Raw genomic sequence first — 12,110 nt, 5'->3', positions numbered from 1 at the left:
GGTCTCATGTCGAAGGAGCAAGAGTCAGAATCGTATGAGCAGTTATTTATTCGCTTCTCGGCGAAAGTAGAGAAGCTCATTATTAGAGCTGTCATTTTTGTTATTATTCTGCTAGTTTGTGTACAAGCGTTGCTGCAAAATGCGTATATTCGTAAGCATTTCACACGTGTGGAGCCGCTGGAAGGGCAGCCTTATATCGTGCCAGAACATCCAATGAAAGAACGCTCCTAGGCGCATGAATTCAGCGAACGAATGAACCCAAGTTTTGCATATGACCATGTTCTGTGGTATAATTTCTAGTAATTAGCAGGCAAGTGCCTGCTTTTTTGTACGTAAGGTACTGTGAAGTATTGTTAGGAGGAACAGCAGCTTGGATAAGTTCAATATTGCCATAGATGGTCCTGCTGGAGCCGGTAAAAGTACCATTGCACGGTTAGTTGCCGGTGCACTAGGTTTCATTTACGTGGATACAGGAGCCATGTATCGAGCAGTAACATGGAAAGTACAGCAAGAAGGGCTGCTACCTGAGCAAGAAACAGAAGTGGCTGCGCTCTCCAATCGCATGAAGCTTGAGCTCATCCCTGGAGATGAAGGACAACAAGTATTCGTAGATGGTGTTGATGTGACGAAAGCAATCCGTTCAGCGGAAGTAACGACACATGTTTCGCAAATTGCCAGCTATGGTGCTGTACGTCATTTGTTAGTAGCTTTGCAGAAGCAAATGACCGTTTCCAAAGGCGTAGTCATGGATGGCCGTGACATTGGTACGCATGTCATGCCAGATGCAGAAATTAAGGTTTTCTTAACTGCGAGTGTGAAGGAACGTGCTGAGCGCCGATTCAAGGAACTAGAAAACAGTGGTACGAATACACTGACTCTTTCCGAATTGGAGCAGGATATCGCACGTCGCGATCAATTCGACGAGGCGAGAGAAATATCACCACTGCGTAGGGCGCATGATGCCGTGTTAATGGACAGTACGTCAATGACGATTGAAGAAGTTGTGGACGAAATCCTTGGACTTTGCAAGGACAAAGTCGGAGGTGGCAAATAAGATGCTATATCGCATCGGAAGAGCCTTATTTCGATTTATTTTTACCGTATTTTTCCGAATGCGAGCGATCGGGATGGAGAATGTGCCAGCACAAGGCGCTGTTGTTTTGTGTGGTAATCATACCAGCTACTTGGATCCGCCTTTCTTAGGCTCACCTCTGCGGCGGAAGGTTCATTTCATGGCCAAGGCAGAGTTGTTTGATATCCCAGTACTTGGGACGATCATTTCCAAAGTAGGGGCATTCCCTGTTAAGCGCGGCGGTGTTAGCAGAGAGTCAATTCGACTGGCTGTGCAGTTGTTGCGTGACGGCAATATCCTTGGCGTTTTTCCAGAAGGAACAAGAAGTAATGCTGGAGGCATGGGGAAAAAAGGCGCAGCAAGTCTTGCATTGAAGTCCGGTGCAGCTGTTGTTCCAGTAGCTATCGTAGGTACTTATTCACTTTTCCGTCGTATGACAATCGTTTATGGGGCGCCGCTGGATTTGACTGCTTATGCGGGAGCGAGCTCAGAAGATTTGGAGCTGGCTACAGAGGCGATCATGAAAGAAATACGCCGACTACATACGGTTACTAGTAAAGCCTAGTCAGAAATGTATGGAATCGAAAGCTTGGAATTATACTAACCTTAAAGCGATTAGAACTTATTATTGTGTTTGAAACAGAGTAGGAGCTTGTCTGCTGCTTTGTGACTTATAAATTATTTTTGTTGGTTGTAAATAGAGGAGGCTAATCTCATGTCAGATGAAGTAAAAGTTGAAGATCAATCACAGGAAGCTCAAGAAACGGCCGTTTCACAAGCAGAAGCAGAGCATGCGCTTAACAATGTTGCTGTGCTGAAGAAAGGCGCTACAGTTAAAGGCAAAATCGTTAAAGTAGACGCTGATCAAGCTTTCGTCGATATCGGTTACAAATACGATGGTGTCATCCCAGTTCGTGAGCTTTCATCCGTAAGCTTGAACGACGCTGCGCAAGCAGTTGAATTGGGGCAAGAAGTTGAATTGAAAATCGTTTCCATTAACGATGCGAAAGAAACATTGGTATTGTCCAAACGCGTTGTTGACAACGAAAAAGCTTGGGAAACTCTTCAAGGTCAACTAGAAAGCAAAGAAATTATTGAAGCTGCAGTTGCTGAAGTAGTTAAAGGCGGACTAGTTGTGGATATCGGCGTACGTGGTTTCGTACCTGCTTCCATGGTTGAGCGTCAATTCGTTGAAGATTTCTCCTCTTACAAAGGCCGCACTTTGCGTCTTCGTGTGAAAGAAATCGATCGTGAGAAAAACAAAGTCATCCTATCTCAAAAAGATATTTTGGATGAAGAGTTCGAAACAAACAAAAAGAAAATCATCGAAGGTCTTCAAGTTGGTCAAGTACTTGATGGTACAGTTCAACGTTTGACACAATTCGGTGCATTTGTTGATATCGGTGGAATTGATGGCCTTGTTCATATTTCCGAACTTGCTTGGCAACACGTAGAACAAGCATCTGATGTTGTTAAAGAAGGCGACAAAGTTAAGGTACAAATCCTTAAACTTGATGCGTCTAATGACAAAATCAGCTTGAGCATCAAAGCAACTCAAGATGGTCCTTGGTCCAATGTTGAGCGTGATTTCAAAGCTGGTGATATCGTAACGGGTACAGTTAAACGTCTTGCAGCATTCGGCGCATTCGTTGAAGTAGCTCCTGGTGTTGAAGGTCTTGTGCACATTTCCCAAATCGCACACCGTCACATTGGTACGCCTCATGAAGTGTTGAAAGAAGGACAAGAAGTTCAAGTGAAAATCTTGGAAATCAACCTTGCTGAGAAACGCGTTAGCTTGAGTATCAAAGATACAGAAGATGCTCCTGAAGCACCTGCTGGTGCAGCGGCTCCATCATCTGCTGGCAAACCAGAAAGAGAAAGACAACCTCGCGGCGATCGTGACCGCGGTAACAGTGCAAGTCACCAAAAAGAAATTGCTGGTAACGAAAATGTATCTCTAAGCAATCAAGGTTTGTCCATGACACTTGGTGAGCGTTTTGGTGATAAACTAGCAAAATTCAAAAAATAAATAGATCCAACTTCTAGGAGGTAAAGAAATGCGCATCTCACGCAAAATGGAGCATGTCCATTACGCGCTGGAGCTTGGTCAAACTCGTCAGCAAGGGCTGGCGGACATCAAGCTTGTGCATAACTGTCTTCCTGAGACTTCGACGGATCATATTGCTTTAACCACAACAATCGGCGATCTCATTATGAGTTCGCCGATTTTAATTAATGCAATGACCGGCGGCGCTCACGAAACAGAGAGCATTAATCGCGAACTGGCCATTCTCGCCAGGGAGAAAGGTTTGCCAATGGCTGTTGGGTCTCAGATGTCAGCTATTAAAAATAGTGAAGTAGCATCCAGCTATCAAGTAGTACGGCGCGAGAATCCAAACGGCATTATTTTCGCTAATTTGGGCAGTGAAGCAACAACAGAACAAGCACTACGTGCTATTGATATGATTGAAGCGAATGCGCTTCAAATTCATTTGAATGTGATGCAGGAGCTGATTATGCCGGAAGGTGATCGCAGCTTCGTAGGTATGCTTGGTCGGATTGAGAACATCGTTCGTCATGCTCCTGTTCCAGTTATTGTGAAAGAGGTCGGCTTTGGGATTTCAAGCGATAATGCGAAGCAACTGCGGGATATTGGCGTAAAGGTTATCGATGTAGGCGGATCGGGTGGAACTAATTTTGCAGCTATTGAAAATGCAAGACGACCAGCTGAACTCGCATGGTTGAACGATTGGGGAACACCGACTAGTATGACTTTATTAGAGGTGCTATCTGTTTATCCATGGGGATCTGTTATTGCTTCAGGCGGTATTACGAATGCTTTGGAAGCCGCTAAAGCACTTACATTAGGTGCTTCAGCAGTTGGTATGGCAGGCGCATTTCTGAAAGTAATGCGTGTAGATGGCGTAGATGCCCTTCATGCTTATGCGGATGAGCTGCACCAAGGACTTATTTTAATCATGACAGCATTAGGTGCTAATTCCATTCAAGACTTAACACAATGCCCTGTAGTTATCGTTGGAGATACCGCAGAGTGGTGTCGTGCGAGAGGCATTGACTTAACTTCATACGCAGAGCGAAGATATCAGAGTAAATAATCAAAATATTGCCATACTAAGGATCAGGCAGTTCTCCCTTATTTCTAGTGAGGGGGAGCCTGAAGATCCGCAAGCCAATCGATGGGGAAAAGTTTTCGAAGGCTAAGCGGGGTAGGGTGGGTTTGATTATGAATGACGGTTATCTATCGCTTATTCTCCTTTGCATCACGCTGATCTTACTTGCCAGCGGTTGGAAGGAGCTTTACATCCGAAGTATATCGCATAAGGGCATGCTTCTTTTTTTTGTCTCTTGGTTGATTGGGACGAGAGTAACCGTTACTATCCAACATGTACATATTCAGCTTGTCTATGTCGTCGTGCTAGTGATCTCTTTCAGCATTCTTTATGTCACGCGAGGATTTATACATAAGCTTCATCTGCTATCCATCGGTTTATTAATCGGTTCACTTCACTTTCTATTTCAACAGCTTCTTGAGATGGACCCGATTCTCATCATACGTAACTCAGAGTGGCAGACCGCTCTGTTAATCGCCATTGTTGCCGTGGTTGTTCAACGGCAAGCGTGGGAACAGATTGCAGCGATTTCGATCGGTTATCTGATCGGGGATATGTACCAAGCGGGTATTCATGAGGTTAATGGCTTTCATCAATTGGGTATGGCTACTTTTCAAGATCAGTGGTGGCTTACAATCTTCACTGCGAGGACGGTAACGATCCTGATTCAAGCTGCGTATGGTGGATGTCGAACTGTATGGAGAGATTGGTTTGGCCGCAGGGGGGATAGATGAGATGAATTTCACGGATATGGCATGGCTCCATACACATCGTTATACGATTGGGATAGTCATTGGTGTTATTTTTGGCATTATCTCACGGATCAATATGCTGCGTACGGATTATAGGCAATATCCGACGTATCCACATGGCAAAATCATTCATGTCTCACTTGGCGTTATCGCTGCAGGACTTGGGGCTGTGGCCATACCGGCACTTCTGGAGAAGAATTATACAGCCGTCACTTTTCTATCGCTGGCTGCTCAGCAATTTCGAGATGTACGAAATATGGAAAGACAGAGCTTAACGAAAATAGATGAATTAGAATTAGTACCAAGAGGTTCTGCTTATATTGAAGGTATCGCCATGGTCTTCGAAGGTCGAAATTATTTAGTCATCATGACGGCATTCTTGGCCTCGTTATTTAGCATCTTATTTGCTTGGTATTGGGGAGCAGTTGCTGGAGTGCTTTCGATAGGACTGGCTAACTTTTTTAAATCAGGCAGTAATTTAGGAGATATCACTGACATAGAACAGGTCGATATTCGAATGGAAGGGCCAGATGTTTACGTCGGCTCCATCTATATGATGAATGTTGGGCTTGTGGACAATCGTGAGAAAATAATGAAATATGGGCAAGGTTTTTTCATTAAACCCAAAAATCGTAATGCACGCGTGACGATTTCACATTTGGGGCAGCGCCAAGCGATCATGTACGATATGTCGACCTTATTTGGGGTTTATCGTGATGAGGGAGAGCCTTCGTTACGACCTATGGCCAAGCTGGACCTAGATTCGGGAACGATCGGTCTGCTGCTTCTTTTGCAGGAGAATGATAAAGAGAAAACGGTAACTGCACTACATCGCGTGCCTGTCCTTGAAAGTGCTGTACGCATGCCTTCTGAAGCTGGTGTGAATAAAAGGAGGGAGGGGTAATCCCTGATGTCACAGATCCTCGCAATTGTAACATTAACGAAAGAACGCATTGCTGGCGGTGCTCCGATCTTTGTTGTTGACGGGGAGGATGAGCTTCAGAGAATGGCATTTTCTTTGGAAAAAATGTTAGATGCGAATGCCCATGATTTGAAAAATGGCACGATGATTTTGGTGAAACATGGCTAAAAACCGCAAATGATGGGATCTCCTTGGAGCAAGTCTCAAAACAGATTAGCCAAGGCGCGTCTTTTTTGTTATGATGTAAGTTGCGTATTTTTCCATGGAATTCATGGAATTCGAAGGAGTGATATAAATTGGCTAGACCCGTACTTGCAATTGTAGGCCGACCTAATGTCGGGAAGTCCACCATTTTTAACCGAATCGTAGGCGATCGTATGGCGATCGTAGAAGATAAACCAGGTGTTACACGGGATCGTTTATATGGTGTTGGTGAGTGGCTGAATACGTCGTTCAGTGTTATTGATACAGGCGGTATTGAAATTGACGGTGAAGACGTCATCTTAAAATCGGTGCGTGTGCAAGCTGAGCTTGCGATTGAAGAAGCGGATGTTATCGTGTTCATGGTTGATGCGAAAGCAGGCGTAACTCCGTCAGATGAAGAAGTAGCGCAGTTATTGTTCCGTTCCAAGAAGCCAGTCGTTCTGGCAGTGAACAAAGTCGATAATTTGGCGCGTCAAGATGATATTTATGAGTTTTATTCCCTTGGTTTCGGTGACCCTGTTGGGATTTCCGGTTCGCACGGTATTGGGATAGGCGATCTTCTTGAGGTCGTATGTAACTTATTCCCGGATAAAACAGATGATGAGTACGGTGAAGAAGTTGTTAAATTTGCCTTGATCGGTCGTCCGAATGTCGGGAAATCGTCCATGACGAATGCGATTCTTGGTGAAGAACGAGTTATCGTGAGCGACGTTGCGGGTACAACGCGTGACGCCATTGATACACCGTTTGAACGTGATGGACAGAAGTTCGTCATCATCGATACCGCGGGTATGCGTAAGCGTGGCAAGGTGTACGAGAACACAGAGAAGTACAGTGTTATGCGTGCAATGAAAGCCATCGAGCGTGCGGATGTGGTATTGGTTGTAATCGATGGTCAAGAAGGAATTATTGATCAAGATAAGCATATTGCTGGTTACGCGCACGAAGCAGGAAAAGCGATTGTCATTGTCGTAAATAAATGGGACATAGTAGAGAAAGATGATAAGACGATGCAACATTTCACGACAACAATCCGTGATCATTTCTTGTTCTTGAGCTACGCACCGATTGTATTTGTATCAGCCAAAACGACTCAGCGTCTTCACAAGTTGCTGCCAGTTATCGTTCAAGTGGCTGAAAATCATGCATTGCGTGTACAAACTCATCTACTTAATGATGTTGTTTCCGATGCTGTTGCCTATAATCCGCCACCAACGGACAAAGGGAAGCGTCTGCGGATTAACTATGTGACCCAAGTGGCTGTGAAGCCGCCAGTCTTCGTTCTTTTCGTGAATGAGCCCGAGCTTATGCATTTCTCGTACGAGCGTTATTTGGATAACAAAATCCGTGCAGCTTTCGGCTTTGAAGGAACGCCCATTCGCATCTTGAGCCGAAGAAAAACTTCGGACAAAGAATAGGAGATGTTGTACATTGCTTTCGATAATAACAATTGTAGTGGGCTATTTACTAGGATCCATAAGCTTTAGTTATTTATTCGGAAAATGGTTTAAGGGAATTGATATTCGCAAACACGGCAGTGGGAACGCAGGGGCAACGAATACGCTTCGCGTACTGGGGAAAGGTCCTGCAATCCTCGTCCTTCTGCTGGATGCGTTGAAAGGCGTCGTTGCTGTCCTGTTGGGTGTATGGGCTGCCCCAGGACCAGATGACATCTGGATTCGCGTTCTGTGTGGTTTAGCAGCCATTGTAGGGCATAATTGGCCAGTATTCTTTGGCTTCCGTGGTGGTAAAGGCATTGCTACCACCATTGGTGTCATGGCAACGCTTTGTTTCGTTCCTACTTTGATCGCTGGCCTTACAGCAATCCTTATCATTGCTATCACACGCTTTGTATCGCTCGGTTCCCTCATTCTTACAGCACTCTTACCTTTTCTTATTTGGGGGATGGACCGGCCGTTGCCTGTTTTGTGGATTAGCATATTGCTGTGCGCCTTTGCATTTTTGCGTCATCGGACGAACATTGTAAAGCTTATTCAAGGAAAAGAAAACAAGCTGGGCCAGAAAAGAGCCTAACGCAATACAACTACACGTAGGAGGGGTAACCGTGACACAAAAAGTATCGGTCCTTGTAGCTGGAAGTTGGGGGACGGCACTCGCCTCGGTATTGGCGGATAATGGGAAAGAAGTACTGCTATGGTCTCGTAATGAAGAACAAGTAGTGGAAATCAATGAAAAGCACACGAACAGTCGTTTTCTCAAGGAGATTTCGCTTTCTCCATCGATTATAGCGACTAATTCGTTGCAAGATGCTGTGCAGGATGCAGATGCGATCATCATGGTTGTTCCTTCTTCAGGCATGCGTGAAGTGGCTTCTAGGATGCGTCCTTTTCTGAAGAAAGAGACCCTCATCATTCACGCCACGAAGGGCTTTGAAACGGGAACTCTGAAGCGTATGACCGAAGTGCTTGCAGACGAGTTGCCAGAAATGGATCCAAAGCGATTTGTCGTCCTTTCTGGACCTAGTCATGCGGAAGAGGTCATTTGCAAAATGCCGACAACCGTTGTTGTCGCTGCAGAGGATTTACAAGCTGCTGAGGCGGCTCAAGACTTGCTCATTACGCGATACTTCCGAGTCTATACGAATCCGGATGTAACCGGTGTTGAAGTAGGCGGTGCTTTGAAAAATATTATCGGTCTTGGTGCCGGGCTGACGGATGGCTTGGATTTTGGCGATAATGCGAAAGCAGCACTTGTGACCAGAGGGCTTGCGGAAATTACGCGACTAGGCACAGCAATGGGGGCGAACCCGCTTACTTTTGCTGGATTAGCTGGAATTGGTGATTTGATCGCTACATGTACAAGTAGACATAGTCGTAATTGGCGGGCAGGCAATAAATTGGCTAAGGGTATTCCTTTAGATGAGGTACTCAAAGAGATGGGCATGGTTGTGGAAGGCGTCAAGACGACGAAAGCAGCTTATGATCTCGCAAGCCGGTATGAGGTCACAATGCCAATTACAACTGAATTACATAATGTGTTATTCGAGGGGAAATCTCCACAGCTGGCAGCGCGCGATCTAATGGGACGTGTGCGTACGCACGAGATGGAAGAATTACCGATGACACGATAAGCAACAAAAGGTTGGAGATAGCCTACACCAGATCTTCTCCGCACTCATACTATACCCTATCAGGAGTTCTCATTAGCTTAGGGTATAGGAGGCGGCATAATTGGCGAATAAAGATATGTCGAAGGATGTATTAAGTGTAGTCAAGAAGAAGACGGGCAAATCCGTTACATCTAAAGATATCGAAAAAATTGCAAGTGGAGTGAAACCATCTACCTTGCAGAGTGAAGTTCAATTAAGAGCTCTCATTAAACAGGTATCTGGATTAGTGAATGTCAAGGTATCGGAAGAAACGATTAATGATATCATTCAAGCAGTAAAAAGCAGTAAACTTGATACCAACAATATGCAGCAATTAATGAGCATGATGATGGGTAAGAAATAAGAAGCATGAAGGGGTCTCATCCCCTTTATGCTTTTTTCTCATTCTGTGCTATACTTACATGTGTTTCATTTTTGATTTTTACATAAGGAGTTTAGAATATGTCATCTTTAGACAAAATGTGGGCCTCATTTGTAGCCATGGGATTGATGGTTGTTGCTTCCTTTCTAATTTCATATGCTCGAACAAGAACAAATGGATGGTGGCGCGGTGTTTTATCGCTTATTGCCTTTTTGATGTTTATCCCTATATTGCTATTTATGCTGTCTTCTTTGTTTTAAACAACCAGAGGGGAGATCATCATGTTAGAGTTGAAAACACGCAAAACGCAAGTTAAACTAACACCGGAAACAGGCTTAACCATTCTGGATCATGCCTTGAAGGCAGATGTGGAATGGGGGTTCTCCTGTACGCGAGGAACTTGCGCGAGATGCCGCTGCTATGTAGCAGAAGGCCGTGAGCTGCTTTCTGAGGCATCAGAGGCGGAAGAAGATCGTCTAGAGCCAGAAGAGCTGGAACAAGGCTACCGACTAGCCTGTCAATGCGTAGTAAAGCAAGAAGGCACGATTTCAGTGACACATAAACCTTATTTTTAAAAATTACTGCCTGAAAGGTGTGGGCATGATGAAACTGCTGGAGCCACTACTCCCGTCGATTTCGACTATTCATACTCGGTTACAGCAAGCTCATAACGTTCAATGGTTGATAGGCGGTAGCTGTGGTTTACTCCTGCACAACGTCGATATAGGGAGAACACCTAGAGATTTGGATATCTATATCGATCTGAAGGATGTTCAGACGGTGCATATGTTGCTTGAACCTTACGCGACGGATCGTCCAGAATTGAGTGAAACCTCCATATATGCGTCCATTCTAAGTCACTATAACATCGAGGGGCATCTCGTTGAAGTTGTTGGTGATTTTAAAGTAAAAGCTTTAGATTCGATGTATCAGGTCGAAGTCAGCTATTTAAGGGAAAACTACTATTCCCCTGTTCATGTCGAGGGACAAGAGGTTCCAAGGATGCCGCTCGCGCATGAGTTTCTCTTCAATGTACTGCGCAACAGGCCAGATCGCTATGAACCGATTCTTAGGACCATGAAAGCATATCCTGATCAACATATGAAGGCTTTGGGTGAATTGATAAACCGGAATCAATGGGGTCATGAATTTCAGGAAAAGATGAACGAAATGCTAGATTGGAACCGATAGTCAGATAGACGGTCCGCTAAGAAGGTGACGATTATGAGTATATATGAGGTTCATTTTTGGCCAGATAACAAAAAAATTAAAGTGAGACCTGGCACATCTTTGCTGGATGCTGGCAATAGGGCGAAGGTTCACATCCGTACGCGTTGCGGAGCAAAGGCTGCCTGTTTAATGTGTAAAGTGAAGGTTAACGATCAAAGTGGTCTTGCTCCGATGAATACGAACGAACGCTTGAAGCTGGGTTCCTTGGTTCATGAGGGAGTTCGACTTGCCTGTCAGGCGCGTGTAACAGGTGCTGTAGAGGTTCACATTCCAGAGGATCCGTTAAAGGCAGCTATTCGTGCGCAACTTGCGAGACAAGCCGAAGACAATGACTTATTTTAGACCAGATAGGATGGTTGAGTTGTGACAATAAATCGAAGATGGACCCAAGGTAGAAGCTTGCTTCTGGCGCTTATCTTGGTTATTTTGCTTACAGGCTGTGCCTACCCACAAGAGCTCCGAAAAGAAAATCAAATTAATCCCGCTGAATTTATTACTGTGGTTCAACAAGCTGTCGATGCCTTTCACGAGAAGTCAGGCGTGCTTCCCATTAAAAATAGTGAGATGTCAACGCCACTCTATGAGAAATATGTGATTGATTTTCCGAAACTGAAAAAAATGAATCTACTGAGTACCGTGCCTGCAAATGCTTTTGAAAGCGGGGGTGTATTCATCTATGTACTCGTGGACGCCGAAACGAAACCCGTTGTAAAGCTGATGGACCTATCCGCCTATCAAAGTGTGGAAGATGTTCAGAAGAAAGTGAATGATTACATTGTGAAGCATGGTGGCAATATGCCGCAAACGGTATCTCAGAATGACGCATTTGCTTATGTTGATTTCAAGTTGCTAGGGATGAAGGAGTCCGAGATTAAGTCGGTTTATAATCGGAAAAATAAGATAACGTATATATTAAATAAGCAAACGGGTGAGGTTTCCATTGATTATGCGATGGATATCAACACGTTTATTCAGAATAATGCATTGAGCAATTCGTTGAAGCCAGGTCAGGATTTGAGGCAGATTCTCGTAGAAAAATCCTATTTTGTGCCGATTCGAAGCGTTGCCTATGCCTGGAAGGATAATCAACCTATGCCGCAAAAGTAGTTATACAGCTAACCTCCTCCAAAACTGGTGGAGGTTTTTTTGTCTTTATAGAATAAGCGCAACCGACAGATCATATATTCTTTCGAAAGCCGTATGTGCTTCATAAAATATGAGCGAAAAAAAGTTGAAACGCATCTATCATATTTCTATCGAAAGTACATATATTTTTACTAGTCCAAATGAATGTACGAGTAGTCAATT

General features: G+C 44.4%; 17 protein-coding genes. All 17 read left to right on the top strand.

Annotation, left to right across the window (positions count from 1 at the left end):
- The first annotated feature begins 6 nt into the window (after positions 1-6).
- Positions 7-231: a hypothetical protein gene (locus AC58QM_RS05825; RefSeq protein ID WP_497282159.1), complete on the top strand. Its 225-nt coding sequence runs from the start codon at positions 7-9 to the stop codon at positions 229-231.
- Between the two features lie 139 nt (positions 232-370).
- A complete protein-coding gene (gene cmk, locus AC58QM_RS05820; RefSeq protein WP_497282157.1) occupies positions 371-1,054 on the top strand; it encodes a (d)CMP kinase in 684 nt (227 codons plus the stop codon).
- A gap of 1 nt (position 1,055) precedes the next feature.
- Entirely contained in the window at positions 1,056-1,637 is a 582-nt protein-coding gene (locus AC58QM_RS05815) for a lysophospholipid acyltransferase family protein (RefSeq protein ID WP_497282155.1), read from the top strand.
- 150 nt (positions 1,638-1,787) lie between these two features.
- Complete coding sequence (gene rpsA, locus AC58QM_RS05810; RefSeq protein ID WP_310223435.1) at positions 1,788-3,101, top strand: 30S ribosomal protein S1; 1,314 nt, start codon at positions 1,788-1,790, stop codon at positions 3,099-3,101.
- Between the two features lie 28 nt (positions 3,102-3,129).
- Positions 3,130-4,188 carry a type 2 isopentenyl-diphosphate Delta-isomerase gene (fni, locus tag AC58QM_RS05805; RefSeq protein ID WP_497282153.1) on the top strand — a complete coding sequence of 353 codons (1,059 nt, stop codon included), beginning with the start codon at positions 3,130-3,132 and terminating at the stop codon, positions 4,186-4,188.
- Positions 4,189-4,316: 128 nt separating this feature from the next.
- Complete coding sequence (locus AC58QM_RS05800; RefSeq protein WP_497282152.1) at positions 4,317-4,937, top strand: YphA family membrane protein; 621 nt, start codon at positions 4,317-4,319, stop codon at positions 4,935-4,937.
- A 1-nt stretch (position 4,938) separates the two neighbouring features.
- Positions 4,939-5,859: a YIEGIA family protein gene (locus AC58QM_RS05795; RefSeq protein WP_497282150.1), complete on the top strand. Its 921-nt coding sequence runs from the start codon at positions 4,939-4,941 to the stop codon at positions 5,857-5,859.
- A 6-nt stretch (positions 5,860-5,865) separates the two neighbouring features.
- A complete protein-coding gene (locus AC58QM_RS05790; protein WP_310223443.1) occupies positions 5,866-6,045 on the top strand; it encodes a capping complex subunit for YIEGIA in 180 nt (59 codons plus the stop codon).
- 128 nt (positions 6,046-6,173) lie between these two features.
- Positions 6,174-7,499 (top strand): ribosome biogenesis GTPase Der, encoded by a 1,326-nt coding sequence (der, locus tag AC58QM_RS05785; protein WP_068670360.1) that lies wholly within the window; start codon positions 6,174-6,176, stop codon positions 7,497-7,499.
- A gap of 13 nt (positions 7,500-7,512) precedes the next feature.
- Positions 7,513-8,115, top strand: coding sequence for a glycerol-3-phosphate 1-O-acyltransferase PlsY (plsY, locus tag AC58QM_RS05780; RefSeq protein ID WP_497282148.1), 603 nt, complete (start codon positions 7,513-7,515; stop codon positions 8,113-8,115).
- Positions 8,116-8,146: 31 nt separating this feature from the next.
- Positions 8,147-9,172, top strand: coding sequence for an NAD(P)H-dependent glycerol-3-phosphate dehydrogenase (locus AC58QM_RS05775; RefSeq protein ID WP_497282146.1), 1,026 nt, complete (start codon positions 8,147-8,149; stop codon positions 9,170-9,172).
- 100 nt (positions 9,173-9,272) lie between these two features.
- Complete coding sequence (locus AC58QM_RS05770; RefSeq protein ID WP_497282144.1) at positions 9,273-9,554, top strand: stage VI sporulation protein F; 282 nt, start codon at positions 9,273-9,275, stop codon at positions 9,552-9,554.
- A gap of 98 nt (positions 9,555-9,652) precedes the next feature.
- A complete protein-coding gene (locus AC58QM_RS05765; protein ID WP_497282142.1) occupies positions 9,653-9,832 on the top strand; it encodes a DUF2768 family protein in 180 nt (59 codons plus the stop codon).
- A 21-nt stretch (positions 9,833-9,853) separates the two neighbouring features.
- Positions 9,854-10,147, top strand: a complete 294-nt coding sequence (locus tag AC58QM_RS05760; protein WP_497282140.1) for a 2Fe-2S iron-sulfur cluster-binding protein — start codon at positions 9,854-9,856, stop codon at positions 10,145-10,147.
- 25 nt (positions 10,148-10,172) lie between these two features.
- Positions 10,173-10,763 (top strand): nucleotidyltransferase domain-containing protein, encoded by a 591-nt coding sequence (locus AC58QM_RS05755; protein WP_497282139.1) that lies wholly within the window; start codon positions 10,173-10,175, stop codon positions 10,761-10,763.
- A 33-nt stretch (positions 10,764-10,796) separates the two neighbouring features.
- The gene (locus AC58QM_RS05750) at positions 10,797-11,144 is read left to right on the top strand and encodes a 2Fe-2S iron-sulfur cluster-binding protein (RefSeq protein ID WP_497282138.1); all 348 of its coding nucleotides are present in this window, start codon (positions 10,797-10,799) and stop codon (positions 11,142-11,144) included.
- 21 nt (positions 11,145-11,165) lie between these two features.
- The gene (locus AC58QM_RS05745) at positions 11,166-11,909 is read left to right on the top strand and encodes a YphF family lipoprotein (protein ID WP_497282136.1); all 744 of its coding nucleotides are present in this window, start codon (positions 11,166-11,168) and stop codon (positions 11,907-11,909) included.
- Positions 11,910-12,110: the final 201 nt, after the last annotated feature.

The sequence above is a fragment of the Paenibacillus sp. J22P165 genome (assembly GCF_059692015.1).
Note: the sequence above shows the minus strand (reverse complement) of the source record. Positions and strands in the feature narration are given on the sequence as shown.